The 16,099-nt window shown below is 65.1% G+C and carries 15 protein-coding genes; 9 read left to right on the forward strand and 6 right to left on the reverse strand.

The window, feature by feature from the left end:
- Positions 1 to 135 precede the first annotated feature (135 nt).
- The 7 genes from DOM45_RS02550 to DOM45_RS02580 all read left to right on the forward strand — a co-directional run bounded on the left by DOM45_RS02550 (position 136) and on the right by DOM45_RS02580 (position 6,679).
- Complete coding sequence (locus DOM45_RS02550) at positions 136 to 1,131, forward strand: succinylglutamate desuccinylase (RefSeq protein WP_110597954.1); 996 nt, start codon at positions 136 to 138, stop codon at positions 1,129 to 1,131.
- 318 nt (positions 1,132 to 1,449) lie between these two features.
- Positions 1,450 to 2,220, forward strand: coding sequence for an ABC transporter ATP-binding protein (locus DOM45_RS02555; RefSeq protein ID WP_110597955.1), 771 nt, complete (start codon positions 1,450 to 1,452; stop codon positions 2,218 to 2,220).
- A gap of 13 nt (positions 2,221 to 2,233) precedes the next feature.
- Positions 2,234 to 2,950: an ABC transporter permease gene (locus DOM45_RS02560; protein ID WP_110597956.1), complete on the forward strand. Its 717-nt coding sequence runs from the start codon at positions 2,234 to 2,236 to the stop codon at positions 2,948 to 2,950.
- Positions 2,938 to 3,669 (forward strand): ABC transporter permease, encoded by a 732-nt coding sequence (locus tag DOM45_RS02565; protein ID WP_110597957.1) that lies wholly within the window; start codon positions 2,938 to 2,940, stop codon positions 3,667 to 3,669. The genes DOM45_RS02560 and DOM45_RS02565 overlap by 13 nt, the downstream gene beginning before the upstream one ends.
- A 68-nt stretch (positions 3,670 to 3,737) precedes the next feature.
- Positions 3,738 to 4,559, forward strand: a complete 822-nt coding sequence (locus DOM45_RS02570; RefSeq protein WP_110597958.1) for a transporter substrate-binding domain-containing protein — start codon at positions 3,738 to 3,740, stop codon at positions 4,557 to 4,559.
- Between the two features lie 67 nt (positions 4,560 to 4,626).
- Positions 4,627 to 5,745, forward strand: coding sequence for a succinylglutamate desuccinylase/aspartoacylase family protein (locus DOM45_RS02575; protein ID WP_110597959.1), 1,119 nt, complete (start codon positions 4,627 to 4,629; stop codon positions 5,743 to 5,745).
- 163 nt (positions 5,746 to 5,908) lie between these two features.
- Entirely contained in the window at positions 5,909 to 6,679 is a 771-nt protein-coding gene (locus tag DOM45_RS02580) for an ABC transporter substrate-binding protein (protein WP_110597960.1), read from the forward strand.
- Between the two features lie 130 nt (positions 6,680 to 6,809).
- Here DOM45_RS02580 and DOM45_RS02585 read toward each other — a convergent pair whose 3' ends face one another.
- Complete coding sequence (locus DOM45_RS02585) at positions 6,810 to 8,291, reverse strand: amino acid permease (RefSeq protein ID WP_110597961.1); 1,482 nt, start codon at positions 8,289 to 8,291, stop codon at positions 6,810 to 6,812.
- A 412-nt stretch (positions 8,292 to 8,703) separates the two neighbouring features.
- Between DOM45_RS02585 and DOM45_RS02590 the strand changes: the two genes are divergently transcribed.
- Entirely contained in the window at positions 8,704 to 9,069 is a 366-nt protein-coding gene (locus tag DOM45_RS02590) for a hypothetical protein (RefSeq protein WP_110597962.1), read from the forward strand.
- Positions 9,070 to 9,192: 123 nt separating this feature from the next.
- Here the strand turns inward: DOM45_RS02590 and DOM45_RS02595 are convergent, their stop codons facing one another.
- Positions 9,193 to 10,293 carry an AbrB family transcriptional regulator gene (locus tag DOM45_RS02595; protein WP_198655691.1) on the reverse strand — a complete coding sequence of 367 codons (1,101 nt, stop codon included), beginning with the start codon at positions 10,291 to 10,293 and terminating at the stop codon, positions 9,193 to 9,195.
- 172 nt (positions 10,294 to 10,465) lie between these two features.
- Between DOM45_RS02595 and DOM45_RS02600 the strand changes: the two genes are divergently transcribed.
- A complete protein-coding gene (locus DOM45_RS02600) occupies positions 10,466 to 11,698 on the forward strand; it encodes a PQQ-dependent sugar dehydrogenase (protein ID WP_110598189.1) in 1,233 nt (410 codons plus the stop codon).
- Positions 11,699 to 11,707: 9 nt separating this feature from the next.
- On the opposite strand, the gene DOM45_RS02605 is transcribed toward DOM45_RS02600, so the two are convergent.
- The 4 genes from DOM45_RS02605 to ilvD all read right to left on the reverse strand — a co-directional run bounded on the left by DOM45_RS02605 (position 11,708) and on the right by ilvD (position 15,965).
- Entirely contained in the window at positions 11,708 to 12,202 is a 495-nt protein-coding gene (locus tag DOM45_RS02605) for a metallophosphoesterase family protein (RefSeq protein WP_342588708.1), read from the reverse strand.
- An 82-nt stretch (positions 12,203 to 12,284) separates the two neighbouring features.
- Entirely contained in the window at positions 12,285 to 12,719 is a 435-nt protein-coding gene (locus DOM45_RS02610) for a hypothetical protein (RefSeq protein WP_110597964.1), read from the reverse strand.
- Between the two features lie 97 nt (positions 12,720 to 12,816).
- Positions 12,817 to 13,998: a cobalamin-independent methionine synthase II family protein gene (locus tag DOM45_RS02615; protein ID WP_110597965.1), complete on the reverse strand. Its 1,182-nt coding sequence runs from the start codon at positions 13,996 to 13,998 to the stop codon at positions 12,817 to 12,819.
- Positions 13,999 to 14,255: 257 nt separating this feature from the next.
- The gene (gene ilvD / locus DOM45_RS02620) at positions 14,256 to 15,965 is read right to left on the reverse strand and encodes a dihydroxy-acid dehydratase (protein ID WP_110597966.1); all 1,710 of its coding nucleotides are present in this window, start codon (positions 15,963 to 15,965) and stop codon (positions 14,256 to 14,258) included.
- Positions 15,966 to 16,099: the final 134 nt, after the last annotated feature.

Below are 16,099 nucleotides of genomic sequence, written 5' to 3' on the forward strand. Positions count from 1 at the left end.
ATCGGGGTAAGCTGGACGCTCACTGACAGCAGCCGAGAATCGGCATGAACCCGATCCACCCCTTGTTCGCGCCGATCTCCTCCTCTCCCGGGTTCCGAGAGAGTTCGATCAGCGCCTCGATGCCCCGAGATCTCCATGCTCGATGACTGGCTCTCGGCAACGTTAGACGGCAGCGTCGCCGGTCGACCCGCCAGTGGCCCGCTCCCAGGCGGGCGTTACCGGCTCCACGGCGAGGGGATTCTCGAGCTGACACCGGATGTCGCCGCTTCCGATGCGCGTAGCGTGGTGATTTCCGCGGGTATCCACGGCAACGAGACCGCTCCCATCGAGCTGGTCGGCGAGCTGCTCGCCGCGCTGGAGGCCGGGCGTCTCGCGCTGGGGGCGCCGCTACTGGTCATCCTCGGCAACATTCCCTCGATTCGCGCGCAGACGCGTTTCGTCACCACCAATCTCAACCGCCTGTTCCGGCGCGGGCTCGACCAGGAGGGAGAGGAGCCAGAACGGGCGCGGACGTTGATGCATGCGGTCGACGACTTCTTCGCGCGTCACCGCCATCGCCCGCTGCATCTCGACCTGCACACCGCCATACGCGACAGCCGCTATCCGCGCTTCGCCGTGGTGCCCTATACGGACGGAGAGGCAGAGACCCAGCCTCGCTCGGCATGGCCCGATCTAGCCGCGGCCGGCATGCAGGCCGTACTGCTCCAGCATCGACACAGCTGGACCTTCTCCCACTACTCCCGCCACTACCACGCCGCCGAAGCCTACACGCTGGAACTCGGCAAGGTACGCCCGTTCGGCGCCAACGACCTCGACGCCCTGGACGGCATGCGGGGGTGGCTCGCCACGCTGGCGCAGGGCGTCGCGCCGGCCAGTGGCGACGTGGCCGACCTCCGATTCTTCCAGGTAGCCTTCGAGCTGATGCGTACGAGCGACGCCTTCCGGCTCACGTTCGCCGAGGATGTCGCCAATTTCAGCGAGTTCGCGGTGGGGGAAAAGTTGGCCGAGGACGAGACGGAAGGCCCGTTCGTGGTGGAAGAGGCGCCACTGTCGGTGGTCTTTCCCAACGCCCAGGTCGAGCTCGGTGCGCGCGCGGCGCTGCTGGTGCGGCCCTGCGACGTTCCCGGCTAGGCCTGGCGGCGGCATCGACGATCGCGATCGCCGATTCGCCCAAGACGATTTTCGATTCGCTGAACAATGACAACACCATTCAGGAGTTTTCCAAAATGAACAAAGAGTTACCCTTCGATCACCTGCCCCTGCCCCGTCCCCGTCGACGCTCCGACCTGGCGTTATCTGGAACCTAACGGCGAAACTGCTAGAATCGCCGCATTTTTCGCCGGGGAGTCGGCGTCGCCAACGCCATCGACGATGGCTCGGTCGACAGCAAGACGGGCCATCTGACGCCGTGCCGCTTCCCGCCAGCCAACCCACTCGGTGGACAACATCATGGCCGCGACCCCCATTCCCCTGGAAGCGAAGGGCATCAAGAAGCGCTTCGGCGATCACGAGGTACTCAAGGGGATCTCTCTCCAGGCACAGAAAGGCGACGTCATCACGCTGATCGGTGCTTCCGGTTCCGGGAAAAGCACGTTCCTGCGCTGCATGAACCTGCTGGAACAGCCCGACGAAGGCGAACTGATCGTTCACAACGAGACCATCGGTTTCCGCGCCACCAAGCACGGCCGCGAGCCTGCCGACTGGAAGCAGGTCGAGCGCATTCGCGCCAAGCTCTCGATGGTGTTTCAGAACTTCAACCTCTGGTCGCACATGACCCTGCTCGAGAACGTCATCGAGGCGCCGGTCAACGTGCTGAAGAAACCCAAGAAGCAGGCGATCGAAGAGGCCCGCGCCCTGCTCGACCGCGTCGGCCTGCTGGATCGCGCCGACTACTTCCCGACCCAGATGTCCGGCGGTCAGCAGCAGCGCGGCGCCATCGCCCGGGCACTGGCGATGGACCCGGAGGTCATGCTGTTCGACGAGCCGACCTCGGCGCTCGATCCGGAACTGGTCGGTGACGTCCTCAAGGTCATGCGCGACCTCGCCGACGAGGGCCGCACCATGATTCTGGTGACCCACGAGATCGCCTTCGCCCGGGATGTCTCCAGCCAGGTGATCTACCTGCACCAGGGCGTGGTCGAAGAGGTCGGCGCACCGGCCGACGTCCTCGACAACCCGCGCTCCGAGCGCCTGCGCCAGTTCCTGGCGCCCAAGCACTGAGGCGGAAACCATCATGATCGACCTGCAAGGCTACGGCCCGCGGCTGCTCGAGGGGGCGCTGGTCACCGTCGAACTGGCGGTGCTATCGCTGATACTGGCAGTCATCCTGGGACTGTTGACCGCCAGCGCCAAGCTGTCGCGCAACCGGCTGATCCACGGCATCGGCACGCTCTACACCACGCTGGTGCGCGGCGTTCCGGATCTGGTGCTGATGATGCTGCTGTTCTACGGCGGGCAGATCGGGATCAACATGCTCACCGACCAGCTCTACTACGCCTTCGACATCGACATCTTCATCAACGTCGACGCCTTCGTGGCGGGCGTCATCACCATTGGCCTGATCTTCGGGGCCTACATGGGCGAAACCTTCCGCGGCGCCTTTCAGTCGGTGGAAGAGGGACAGATGGAAGCCGCGCGAGCCTACGGCATGAGTCCGCTGCTCGCCTTCCGGCGTGTCCGCTTCCCGCTGATGATGCGACATGCCCTGCCGGGGATCGGCAACAACTGGATGGTGCTGCTCAAGACCACTGCGCTGGTCTCGATCATCGGCTTGACCGACATGGTCCGAGTGGCCGCCGAGGCGACCAAGGCAACCCACGAGCCCTTCCTGTTCATGATCCCGGTGGCACTGATCTACCTGCTGATCGCCACGCTTTCCGAGTGGGGCTTCGCCAAATTGACCAAGCGCTATAACACCGGCTTCGGGGAGTCCAGCGAATGGAACAATTGAACGGCTGGTTCACCGAACTGCTGTCCGGCAACGCCATCTTCACCGCCAATACGCTCAGCTTCTACTGGGACGGGCTCGTCACCACGGTGCAGCTGGTCTTCCTGTCGCTGCTGATCGGCGTGATCCTGGCGGTGCCGCTGGCCATCGGCCGCGGCTCGAAGCGGCGCTGGATCAAGCTGCCGATCTACGCCTATACCTATGTCTTCCGCGGTACGCCGCTTTTGATCCAGCTCTATCTGGTCTACTACGGCGTGGTCTTCTTCGACGGCATCCAGGACAGCATCTTCTGGGTGGTGTTCAAGCAGGCGTTCTTCCCGGCGCTGATCGCGTTCACGCTCAATACCGCGGCCTATACCACCGAGATCTTCCATGGCGCGATCAAGAATACCGCCAAGGGCGAAATCGAGGCCGCCCGCGCCTACGGCATGTCGCGCAAGCTGATGATGCGCCGCATCATCCTGCCCAGCGCCTTCCGTCGCGCCCTGCCGGCCTACGGCAACGAGGTGATCTTCATGCTCCACGCCAGCGCCGTGGCCAGCGTGGTGACGATCATGGATCTGACCGGGGCGGCGTACTACGTCTACGCCCGCTTCTATGCGCCGTTCCAGGCGTTCATCTTCGTGGCGCTGATCTATCTCTGCCTCACCTTCAGCATCATGTTCCTGTTCCGCAGGCTGGAAAAACGATTGCTGGCGCACCTGCGCCCACGGGGCGCCTGACGGCCGGCGATTCGGTCACGACGGCGTCGCTTCCCGATCATCAACCACCAATCACAAGAGAGTCGAACATGAACAAGTGGATCACCAGCGCCCTGCTCGCCGGCGCACTCGTCTCCGGCCAGTTCCTCGGCCAGGCCATGGCGCAGGACGCCAAGGAGACCGTTCGCCTGGGCATCGACGTCCCCTACGAGCCGTTCGTCATGCGCGATGCCGACGGCAAGCTCGAGGGCTTCGAGATCGACCTCGGCAACGAGCTGTGCGCTCGCGCCAACCTCGAGTGCAGCTGGGTCGAGCAGAGCTGGGACGGCATCATTCCCGGCCTGCTGGCGCGCAAGTACGACGCCATCCTCTCGTCGATGGCGATCACCCCGGAGCGCGAGCGCCAGGTGATGTTCTCGCTGCCCTACTACAACACGCCGAGCGTCTGGATCACCGCCCGGGATCGCGACATCGACATCGACGACAAGGCGTCGCTCAAGGGTCTTTCGGTGGGCGTGCAGCGCGGCACCATTCGCGACGTCTACGTCACCCAGGAGTACGGTGACGTTCTCGACATCCACCGCTACGGCTCCTCCCAGGAAGTGGTCAACGATCTCAAGTCCGGCCGGCTCGACCTGACCTTCGAGGATTTCCCGATCGCCAACGACGCCATCGACTTCCGCCAGGAAGACAGCCCTTACAAGCAGCTCGGCGACAGCATCAAGACGCCGACGTCGATCTTCGGCAAGGGTGCCGCCATGGCGTTCCGCCAGCGCGACAAGGCGCTGGCCGCCAAGTTCGACGAGGCGATCTGCGAGGTGTACGCCGACGGTACCTTCGACAAGCTGATGGATCAGTACTTCGACTACGACCTGTCGGTCCGCCCCAGCGAAGCCGACTGCGCCCAGTAATCCAGTCCCTTCCGGTCGCTGCCGCGCCAGCGACCGGACCTATCGATTCTCGAGCCGAGGAAGCGTCGTGGAACATCGGAGACACCCATTGATCAGCCCGGTGCCGGGCACCGAGCGACAGATCGACAGCTTTCACTACGGCCCGGCGGACGCCGAGCGCCACCTGTACATCCAGGGTGCCCTGCACGCCGACGAGCTGCCCGGCATGCTGGTGGCCTGGACCCTGAAGCAGCGCCTGGCCGAACTCGAAGCCCAGGGCCTGCTGGCCTGCCGCGTCACCCTCGTTCCGGTGGCCAACCCGGTCGGCCTGGACCAGCAACTGATGGACACGCCGCTGGGCCGCTATGACTTCGAGAGCCTGACCAACTTCAACCGCCGTTACGCCAACGTCGCCGACGAGATCGCCGCTGGCCTGGACGCCGCGTTGAACGACGACGTCGCCCACAACCGCGACCTGATCCGCGACCGGTTCGAGGCAGCGCTCGATGCAATGACGCCGACGACGACGCTGGAGTCGATGCGTCTGACCCTGCAGCGCCTGGCCTGCCGTGCCGACTTCGTGCTCGACCTGCACTGCGATTTCGATGCGGTGGAGCATCTCTACACCACCCCGGCGGCATGGCCGGTATTCGAGCCGCTGGCACGCTACTTCGGCGCCAAGGCGAGCATGCTGGCGACCGACTCCGGCGGCCAGTCGTTCGACGAGTGCTTCACGCTGGTGTGGGAGCGGCTTCGGCAGACCTTCGGCGACCGTTTCCCGCTCGATTACGGCTGTCAGTCGGTGACCCTGGAGCTGCGCGGGCAGCGCGACGTCGATCACGACCTCGCCGCTCACGACGCCCAGGCGATCATCGACTGGCTCCGCCACCTGGGACTCGTCGCCGGCGAGGCGCCGCCCCTGCCCGAGCTCGCCTATCCCGCCACCGAACTGGCGGCGATGGACTTCCTGCATGCGCCGATCGGCGGGCTGCTGGTGTTCCATGCCAGGCCGGGAACGGTCGTCGAGGCGGGGCAGCTCATCGCCGAGATCATCGACCCGATCAGCGATCGCGTCGAGCCGGTCCGCGCGCCGCAGGCAGGCATGTTCTACGCCCGCAGCCAGCGCCGCATGGCCACGGCCGGCATGATCGTCGCCGATATCGCCGGCCACCACAGTCACCGCAGCGGCTACCTGCTGGCGCCGTGAACCAGGCGTTGATCGAGGTGATATTCAACCGTGTAAGCTTTGGTTATGCTGCGGTTGTCATCCATCGGATGTCGTGGATCGTTCGCCGCCCACGAAGCGCCGGACGAACCGGGACCGAGTCGCAACACACAAGAACACACGCATCACGAGAGAGAAGCGATCCATGAAAAAACTGCTGACCACCAGCCTGCTTGGCGCCGCGCTGATCGCGGGCGTCGTCCAGGCCCAGGACACCGAACAGCTGCGTATCGGCGTCGACGTTCCCTACGAGCCGATGGAATATCGCACTCCGGATGGTGAACTGACCGGCTTCGACATCGAGCTCGGCAACGCCATGTGCGCGCAGATCAACGCCGACTGCGAATGGGTCGTGCAGGCGTGGGATGGCATCATTCCGGGCCTGCTGGCGCGCAAGTACGACGCCATCATGTCGTCGATGACGATCAATGACGAGCGCCGCCAGACCGTGCTCTTCTCCGATCCGTACATCAAGCCGCCCTCCGCCTGGTTCGCAGCTGCCGACAGCGGCATCGAGACCACCTACCCCGAGTCGCTCAAGGGCAAAACCATCGGCGTCCAGCGCGGCACGCTGCAGGACAACTACGTCACCGACATGTACGGCGACGTGGCCAACATCAGCCGCTACACCACCGCCGACGACCTGGTGCTGGACATGGATGCCGGACGCGTCGACATCGCCTTCCTCGATTTCCCGGTGGGCAAGTCCACGCTGCTGGATAGCAAGGATGGCGACTACGTCACCGTCGGCGACATGATCAGCGAGCCGGAAAAATACTTCGGCGAAGGCTTCGGTATCGCCTTCCGTCCCCGCGACAAGGAGCTCGCCGAGCGCTTCGACGATGCCCTCGCCACGCTGAAGGACAACGGCACCTACCAGAAGATCTACGACAAGTACTTCAAGACCCAGCAGTAGAGGTCGACGGCGGGCTTCCCACGCCCTGCCTCTCGAACGCAAGGCCCCGGTCCCAGGATCGGGGCCTTGTCGTTTCCGCCAGCCGGGGCGATCGGCGCCCCTGCCGTATCGCGGCCGCCGCCTCGGCGCTCTAGCTCGCCGCCTCGCGTTGCGCCATCGCGAACTCCTCCTCCGGCGACAGGATCAGCCGATGACGACCGACCAGCGCGAAATAGGCGATCGCGACAGCGAACCATACGATGACGCCGAGGATGCCGACCCGATAGGTGGGATCGCTCAGCTGGAAGAACAGCGTCACCAGCGCGATGACGATGGTGATCCAGGCGCCGGGCACCCCGAAAGGACTGCGATAGGGGCGCGGGATGTCGGCGCGGTTCCTGCGCAGCAGGATGAACGATGCCGCCTGGGCGATGTAGGAGCACATGGCGCCGAACACCGCCATGTTGAGCAGGGTTCCGCCGATCACCGCCGATCCCTGGTCGATCCCCAGGCCGGTGAACAGTATCAGCATGATGACCAGCCCCAGGCAGGCACCGGCGATCATCGCCACGTGCGGCGTCTTGCGGGTACCGTGGGTGACCGACAGCCAGGTCGGGAAGTAGCCGGCCCGCGACAGCGAGTAGATCTGACGCCCCTGGGCGAAGATGATGGTATGGAAGCTGGAGATCAGCCCGATGATCGCCACCAGAGCCAGGACCTTGGCCAGGCCGCTGCCGTAGATGGCGGCAAAGCCGTCCAGCAGTGGCTCACCGCTCTGGCCAAGGGCGTAGGCCCCGACGCCGACCAGTGAAGGGTTGAGGAACAGCACCATCGAGGCGGAGACGATCAGGGTGATCATCCCCAGGATGATGCCCTTGGGCATGTCTCGCTTGGGATCGACCGACTCCTCCGCCGCCAGTGGCAACTGCTCGATCGCCAGGAACAGCCACACCGCGAAAGGCATCGCCGCCAGCGCGCCACCAATGCCCATCGGCAGCAACGGCCCGCCGCCGCCCTCCAGCAATTCACCGCCACTGCCGATATTGAGCGCCCAGGTGGAGAAGTCGATGTTGGGAATCGCCGATACCCAGAACACGATCAGCACCGCCAGCGCCATCAGCGTCACCGTCAAGGTGACCTTGAACGATAGCTCTACGCCCACGATATTGAGTCCCACGAACAGGATATAGCCTATCACCCACCATAGCGGCTGCATCGCCGCTGGCGTCTCGAAGATGCTGCCCAGGTAGGAACCGATGAAAAAGACGATGACCGCCGGGGTCAGGATGTACTCGACGTTCTCGCACAGGCCGGTAATGAAGCCACCCCAGGGCCCCATCGAAGAGCGCGCGAAGGAGTATGCCGCTCCCGTGTGGGGTAACGCCGGGGACATCTCGGCGATACAGAATGTCAGCCCCAGATACATGATCGCAATCAACGCGGTCGCGATCGCCATGCCGCCCCAGCCGCCGATGGAGAGCCCCAGATTCCAGCCGGAGTAGTGGCCGGAAATGACCGCGCCGACGCCCAGCGCCCATAGCGACCAGGGGCCGGCATATCGGCTCAGGCCACGCTGTTCGAAGTAACTGGCGTCTTCCTGCCGGTATTGAATGTTGGAGGGTTGCTGTTTCATATCCGCCTCTCGCCACTGTCGTTGTCCTTGTTGTCGTCGGTGCAGGGCGGTGAGACCAGCCGCTGCATCCCGCATCCCGTTTCCCCTCGAGGTGCGAGGAGACCTTGCGCTTTCAGAAATACTGCAGACCCCACGGGTCCGCAAACCCCTTGGCGCGGATGGGACAGTGTCCAGAAGAGAGTCACGAGGAAAACCGTCTCGCGCGGTGGGAAATCACCGCAACAATCACCGGGAACCGCTACGTAAGACAGCAATTGTTTACCGTTCTGGTGTGGAGAGCGGCACTCGCTATCCGTATCGTGCTGGGTAACGCTGGATCTATCGAAGACAGACGACGCCCCCGAAGGCGTCGCATAAAAAGGACGATGGCCCATTACTGGAAGCTATCGCCACCGAGTCGCAGGGGGATTCCATGGAGTCATGGTTCAGTACAACGCCGGGAGAGATCGTCTTTTGGCTGGCGCTCTGCTCGCTCGCCATGATCCTCCGGCACCGCATGCCGGGCTGGTGGGCGCTGTCGCTTCGACCGGACAGCGGCGGCGGCGCGGAGGCCGCCGTCCAGGTGGCCGCTCACCCCGTCACCGGCAAGCTCCAGGTCTATCATCTCTCACGCTGGTTCGACGCGGTCCTGATCGATCCGGCCAACCCTCCGCTACGCGATGGCGAGACCGTCTACCTGATACGCTGGGAGTCGCGCCAGGCCTGGGTCAGCCGCGTCCGCAGCCACACGCCGGCCCCGCGTCACAAGCACAAGCGCTGGCAATGGAGCCTTCATTAGGCGCTACCCGAGGCCCCGGTGCCAAGCCGTCCGGCGTCGATCAGCCGGTGACCCGTCGAACGCTCCACGCTAGCCCAGCCTTCGCCTGGCTACGGTCAAAGAGACTCACCCTCGAGGTCCCTGTCAGGTCGCCGATGGCTTGGCGAACCGCGCGACCAGCCTCGCCATCCCCGGCCCCACCAGCACGACCGTGAATAGCCTGAGCGTCTGCAACGCGACCACCAACCCCACATCCGCATGGGTATCGATCGCGATGATCGTCATCGAATCGAGGCCGCCAGGACTCGTGCCCAGATAGGCAGTAATGAAAGTGGTGTGCATCAACAGCGTCATCAGCCAGGCGGAGACGGCACAGAGCGCAATCAGCACCAGCGAGGCGAAAATCATCTTGCCGAGCGCGCGCGCGATGTTGTGGACCGTCTCCCGGTCGAAGCGGAGTCCCACGTAGGCGCCGATCACGCCGTAAGCGAGCTCGAGTAGCGGCTGGGGCAGCACGATGGTGATGAGTCCGCTCAGGCTCAATACGCTGCCCAGCACCACCGGCCCGAGCAACGCGCCCGCGGGCAACCGGCGGTCGAATAACCACACGCCGCCGACGACGACCGCTAACGTGGCAACGAAGCTGCCCAGCTCTGCCAGACTGGCGGGCAGGTTGGCAGCGTGCCCCTGGCCGGCGCTGTCCGTCACGCCAAGGTAGTGGCTGACCAGGGCCCCCACCAGCACCACGCAGACCACGCGCACGTACTGCATCGCCGCCACGATCCGCGGATCGGCATCGCTCTCCTCGGCCATCGCGACCATCGCCGCGGCGGCGCCCGGCGTCGTGCCCCAGGCCGCTGTCGAGCCAGGCAAGCCGCCGTAGCGCACCAGGCCTATGCCCACCCCCAGGCTCAGCAGCAGGGTGATCGCCGTGGCGATCAGCATCACCGGCCAGGCATCGAGGATCTTGAACAGCACCGACAGGGTCAGCGTCTGGGCGATCAGCACGCCGATCACCCCCTGGCTGAGCTTGAAACCGATACGAGGCAACTTCAGGCCACCGACCAGCACCCCGTAGGCGATCGATACCGCCATCGGGCCGATGAACCCGCCGGCCGGCATATGCACCGCGTTCAACGACCGGTTGGCAACGACGCAGCCGAGCACGAGCAGCAGCCATCGCAACCACGTCGGGGGGCGGAAGCGCGATGATGGCTGGCTGGGCACGGAGGGGTCAGTGGGCAAGTTCGAACTCCGATAAAAGGCTAATGATATCAACTTTGACCAAAGCGCGGCATCGTTTGTCGACAATCTTTGGTTTCAAACTGTCAGCAACACGTCACCGCTCACGCCGGCCCGGAAGGCTGCTACAGTCAATGAATCAGACGCAGTGCCAGCCCCTGCCATGGAGACCGACATGCTTCGAAATCTGGTGACCTTCCCCGGTGCCGCCCTGTTGTTGTCGCTTGGCGGTGAGGCCTTCGCCGCGGAGCCGGTACGGAGCGGTCCGCCCAATGCGCCGGAGCAGACCCCGGCCTTCGACGGCCAGACCCGCGCGCCGGCGCTCGACGGCGATGTCACCCTCACGGCAACGCCGGTAGCCGAGGGCCTGGCCCATCCATGGGGCCTGGCATTTGTCGACAACGACATGGCACTGGTGACCGAGCGCGCCGGGCGACTGCGTGCCGTCGACCTGCAGACCGGGACGCTGTCCGCGCCCATCGAGGGCCTGCCGGAGATCGATGCCCGCGGCCAGGGAGGTCTGCTCGACGTGGTGCTCGACCCCGACTTTTCCAGCAACCGGCGAATCTACTTCAGCTACGCCGAACCCAGGGGCGACGGCGAGAACGGCACCTCGGTCGCCCGTGGCGTCCTGAGCCAGGACCACGCCCGGCTGAGCGACGTCGAAGTCATCTTTCGCCAGACACCGGCGTGGAACTCCACCAAGCACTTCGGTGCCACGCTGACCTGGGACGACCAGAACCGACTCTACGTGACCCTGGGCGAGCGCTCGCTACCCGAACCCCGCCAACTGGCCCAGGATCTGGACACGCATCTGGGCAAGGTGGTGCGGATCCACGCCGACGGCTCGATTCCCGACGACAACCCGTTCGCCGGTGGCCAGAACGGAAGTGTCGAAAAAGGCGGCCTGCCCGAGATCTGGTCGTACGGCCATCGCAACGTCCAGGGCGCGGCGCTGAACCCCGCCAGCGGTGAACTCTGGACCATCGAACACGGGCCCAGGGGCGGCGACGAACTCAACGTTCCCGAGGCCGGCCACAACTACGGCTGGCCCGTCATCACCTACGGCGAGGACTACAGCGGTGCGCCGATCGGCGAAGGCGTGACCGCCAGGGAGGGAATGGAACAGCCGATCTACTACTGGGACCCGGTGATCGCGCCCGGCGACATGACGTTCTATCAGGGGGATCGCTTCCCTGGTTGGGAGGGCGATCTGATCATCGCGTCGCTGTCGCCGGGCGGACTGGTGAGGCTGACGCTCGACGGCAAGCGTGTCAGTGGCGAACAGCGTCTGCTGGAGAGACTGGGCCGCGTACGCGATGTCGCGGAGGGCCCCGACGGCGCACTGTGGGTGCTGACGGACTCCAGCAACGGCGCGCTGGTCCGGATCACCCCGGACGGCGAGTGATTTCCAAACTTACAGCGGCAAATGGATGATCGCACTGCGGATGCCGTCGGCGTCGATCCACAGCTTGCCCAGCGTGATCGGCAGGCTGAATCGGCGCTTGCCCGCTGCGCCGGGGTTGAACCATAGCCTCCGCTCGTCGCCCTCTCCCCGCCACTCGTTGCGCGGCTTGTGCGAGTGGCCGTGCAGCACGGCCTCGCACGCCATCCGCTCGTCGACGTCCGCCACATCATGGACCAGCTGCAGGGGCCGGCCGTTGATCACCAGCAGGCGGTGTGACGGCAGTGCCGAACACACCCCCTCCCGGTCGATGTTGCCGCGTACGCTGTAGACCGGCGCCAGCTCGGCCAGACGCTCGAGAATGGCCGGATCGCCGACGTCGCCCAGATGAATCAACGGGCGACAATCCGCCAGCAGCGCCAGGGCTTGGTCCCGCAGCAACCCGTGGGTATCCGAGATGACCCCGACCGGCGACGTCGTCTCGACAATGTCCGCGGTGATGCTCACCGATGATCTCCCGATGAAACGATCGAGGAGTGCAGACACAAACGGCCCCGAGGGGCCGTCTGGAACGTTGCACGAGTCCGCTTCATGATTTGACGCTGGTCGACTTGCCCATGCCCTCGTAGGTCATATTGCCATCGGCATCGATCTGGCAGGTCAGGTTGTATTTCGCATTGCCCTCGCCGAGCAGATCGACCCGCAGCTCGAAGGTGTCTCCCTGCTCGAGCTCATCGGCGTCGTAGTCCTTGGCGTTGTTCTCGTAGATCGAATTGCCTCGGAATTTCTCGCTACCTTCGTCTTTCTGCAGGGCGAGATCGAGACAATCCTTGGCGAGTTTGGGGGCTCCCTCCGCCTGCGTCTCGGTTTCATGGGCCGGCTCCTGCTCGTTGGTCTGCGCCCCCTCCTGCTTGTTCACGTTGGGCTGATCGCTCGTCTTATCCTGCGCCACGGCGCCACCGGCGAACATCGCCGTGCTCAGTACCAGGCCCAGCCCGGCATTCCTCATCCATTGGGTCGCCATTGCACCTCTCCCTGTTGTGCCATTTGCCCTCGCAGTATAGGAGAGCCTCGCGATCTGCAAAGTCATCGACGCCGAGACCGCGATGGGCAGGGCCCACTCACCCCCAGAGACGTCGGCTGGCGATCGCCGCGCCTTCGCTCAGCGCCTTGAGCTTGGCCCAGGCCACGTCCTGGGCGACGAACTCGTAGCTGGCGAAGGTGCCGAAACCACAGTCCGTGCCGGCCACGACACGCTCGCGATCGCCGACGGCATCGACCGAGGCGCAGATGCGATTGGCCACCACTTCGGGGTGTTCGAGATAGTTGGTGGTGACATCGATCACCCCCGGCATCAGCAGCATGTGATCCGGCAGCGGATGGGTCTTGAACGAGACCGTCTCGTGTTCGTGACGCGGATTGCCCAGCGGGATGCTGAGTGCCCCCACCTTGGCGCGGTAGAGGATCGGCAGCAGCTCGGCGACCGGCACGTCATCCTGATGCGGGCCCTGCCAGTTGCCCCAGCAGACGTGCAGGCGCACCTTGTCCGCCGGAATGTTCTCCAGCGCCAGGTTGATCGCCTCGATATGCAGCTCGACGCGCTCGAGGAAGGTCCCCAGATCGGCATCGCCGAACAGGATCACGCGCTCCATGGCCAGATCCGGGGCGTCCAGCTGCAGCACGTGGCCGGCCGCCACGATCGCCTCGTACTCCTGCTTCAGCTCGCGGGCTACCGCCAGCACGTAGTCGCGGTCGGTGGGATAGTCGGGGTTGTCCTGGGCGCGCAGCATGGTGGTGGTGACCACGCCGGGAGAGGCCGCGGTCATGAAAGTCTCCAGCGGTGCGGGCTTGCCGGCAAGCGCCGCCGAAAACGAGGCCAGCTCCGCCTTGACCCCGGCCAGTGTCGGATCGTAATGCACCGCACGCTGGGCCAGCGGCGTGTTCCACACCTTGGCCAGATCCTCGGAGACACCGATCTGGCGCGCCATGTGTTCGGCGTAGCCGGGGAACTTCTGGATATCCAGCGTCGGCTTGCGCCGACCCTCGCCGCCGAAGCCGCTCATGCGCTCGGTCACGTAGGTCGAGAAGCCCACTCGTGGCGCCTCGCCGTTGTTGATGCTGTCGAGCCCGGCATCGAGCTGGGCGCCGATCACGCCATCCAGGCAGCGCGCGACCTCTGCCTCGAACGCCGCACTGTCGACCGGCTTGCCCTGCTCCCGCAGCACCAGCATGCGCGACAGCGCCGGGGTGCGCGGCAGGCTGCCGGTATGAGTGGTGATGATGCGGTCGCGACTGGCTTGCATGGCAATTCCCTGGCGTCATGGAACGGTTCGGCGGTGGCGAGCGGATCGGCTAGCGTGGCGCCACCGAAGAGGCAGGCCGCCAGGATACCCAAGCCAGAGACGCAATAGACGTGCTGTCGCATGAAAGTTGTGCAGCTCGCTCATGAACTGGGCTCATGTTTCGCTTCAGCAGTCGCCTCACGACGAAAAACGCCCCGAGGACGAATCTCGGGGCGTTCATTCAGCGAAGGCGACCGCGTCGACCGCCTGGTGCCGACTCAGTCTTCCAGCGCTTCGGGCAGGTCGGTGACCGCGCCTTTCGATGCGGAACTGACCGTCTTGGCGTACTTGGCCAGCGTCCCGCGGGTGTATCGCGGTGCCGGACGCTGCCAGGCCGCGCGGCGCCGCTCCATCTCGGCATCGTCGATATGCACGGTCATCACGTCGTTCTCGGCGTCGATGGTGATCTCGTCGCCATCCTCGACCAGGCCGATCGGCCCGCCGACGAACGCTTCCGGCGTGATATGGCCGACCACGAAGCCGTGGCTGCCGCCGGAGAAGCGACCGTCGGTGATCAACGCCACCTTGTCGCCCAGGCCGCGGCCCATGATCGCGGAGGTGGGTGTGAGCATCTCGCGCATGCCCGGGCCACCCTTGGGTCCTTCGTAGCGGATGACGACGACATCGCCGGCGACCACGGTCAGGTCGTTGATGCGTGCCTGGGCCTCCTCCTCGGAATTGAAGACCCGCGCCCGACCGGTGAAGCGAGTCCCTTCCTTGCCGGTGATCTTGGCCACGGCCCCTTCCGGCGCCAGGTTGCCGTAGAGAATGCGCAGGTGGCTGCTCGCTTTCACCGGCGCATCCAGCGGCTTGATGATCTGCTGATCGACCGGATACGGCGCCACGTCCGCCAGGTTCTCCGCCAGTGTCTTGCCGGTGACGGTGATGCAATCGCCGTGGAGCATGCCCGCATCCAGCAGTACCTTCATCAGCGGCTGGATGCCGCCGATCGCCACCAGCTCGCTCATCATGTAGTGGCCGCTGGGGCGCACGTCGGCGAGCACCGGCACCCGCTTGCCGATCTCGGTGAAGTCATCCAGCGTGAGCTCGACGCCGACGGTGTTGGCGATCGCCAGCAGGTGCAGCACCGCATTGGTGGAGCCGCCGAGGGCGATGACCACGGTGATGGCGTTCTCGAACGCCTTGCGGGTCATGATGTCGGAAGGCTTGAGGTCCAGCTCGAGCAGCTTGAGCACGGCCTCGCCGGCGGCGCGGCTGTCGTCGTGCTTGGTCTGGGAGACCGCCTCCTGGGCCGAGGAGTTGGGCAGGCTCATGCCCAGCGCCTCGATCGCCGAGGCCATGGTGTTGGCGGTATACATGCCACCGCAGGAGCCCGGCCCCGGAATCGCGGTCTCCTCGATCTGCTTGACCTCGATCAGCGACTTGTTGCCCTGGGAGTAGGCCCCCATCGCCTCGAACACCGAAACGATATCGGTATGGCCCGCGCCGGGCTGGATGGTGCCGCCGTAGACGAAGATGCTGGGCCGATCGAGACGCGCCAGCCCGATCATGCAGCCCGGCATGTTCTTGTCGCAGCCGCCGATGGCGACCACCCCGTCGAAGCCTTCGCAGCCGGAGACGGCTTCGATGGAGTCGGCGATGATCTCCCGCGAGGCCATCGAGTACTTCATGCCCTCGGTGCCGTTGGCGATGCCGTCGGAGATGGTGATGGTATTGAAGATCACGCCCTTGCCGCCGGCGGCGTCGGCACCGTCACTGGCCGCTTCCGCCAGCACGTTGATATGACTGTTGCACGGCGTCACCCGGCTCCAGGTCGAGGCGATGCCCACCTGCGGCTTCTTGAAGTCCTCGTCGGTAAAGCCCACCGCGCGCAGCATGGCGCGACTGGCGGCCTTGCCGGGACCATCGACCACGTTGGCGGAGTGGCGGCGACGGTGGTCGGTATTTTCCGGGTAATCCTGACTCATCAAGCGCTCCTGTTTTCGGCTGTTCGCCTCGAGGGCGGTCTGGCTGCCTCGTCGGGCGAAGGTTGAGCGACGCATGCCGGCTGAAACGATGCCTCGAAAGATGACGGTCGGCAGGCGTCGAGGTGTCACGGTCA

The organism is Salinicola lusitanus (assembly GCF_003206045.1).
GTDB lineage: Bacteria > Pseudomonadota > Gammaproteobacteria > Pseudomonadales > Halomonadaceae > Salinicola > Salinicola lusitanus.

Coding starts and splice junctions, on each gene's coding strand:
- DOM45_RS02580 (WP_110597960.1), top strand. CDS start 5,909: ATGAAAAAACTGCTGACCACCAGCCTGCTTGGCGCCGCGCTGATCGCG.
- DOM45_RS02590 (WP_110597962.1), top strand. CDS start 8,704: ATGGAGTCATGGTTCAGTACAACGCCGGGAGAGATCGTCTTTTGGCTG.
- DOM45_RS02610 (WP_110597964.1), bottom strand. CDS start 12,719: ATGGCGACCCAATGGATGAGGAATGCCGGGCTGGGCCTGGTACTGAGC.
- DOM45_RS02570 (WP_110597958.1), top strand. CDS start 3,738: ATGAACAAGTGGATCACCAGCGCCCTGCTCGCCGGCGCACTCGTCTCC.
- DOM45_RS02615 (WP_110597965.1), bottom strand. CDS start 13,998: ATGCAAGCCAGTCGCGACCGCATCATCACCACTCATACCGGCAGCCTG.
- DOM45_RS02600 (WP_110598189.1), top strand. CDS start 10,466: ATGCTTCGAAATCTGGTGACCTTCCCCGGTGCCGCCCTGTTGTTGTCG.
- DOM45_RS02555 (WP_110597955.1), top strand. CDS start 1,450: ATGGCCGCGACCCCCATTCCCCTGGAAGCGAAGGGCATCAAGAAGCGC.
- DOM45_RS02565 (WP_110597957.1), top strand. CDS start 2,938: ATGGAACAATTGAACGGCTGGTTCACCGAACTGCTGTCCGGCAACGCC.
- DOM45_RS02550 (WP_110597954.1), top strand. CDS start 136: ATGCTCGATGACTGGCTCTCGGCAACGTTAGACGGCAGCGTCGCCGGT.
- ilvD (WP_110597966.1), bottom strand. CDS start 15,965: ATGAGTCAGGATTACCCGGAAAATACCGACCACCGTCGCCGCCACTCC.
- DOM45_RS02560 (WP_110597956.1), top strand. CDS start 2,234: ATGATCGACCTGCAAGGCTACGGCCCGCGGCTGCTCGAGGGGGCGCTG.
- DOM45_RS02585 (WP_110597961.1), bottom strand. CDS start 8,291: ATGAAACAGCAACCCTCCAACATTCAATACCGGCAGGAAGACGCCAGT.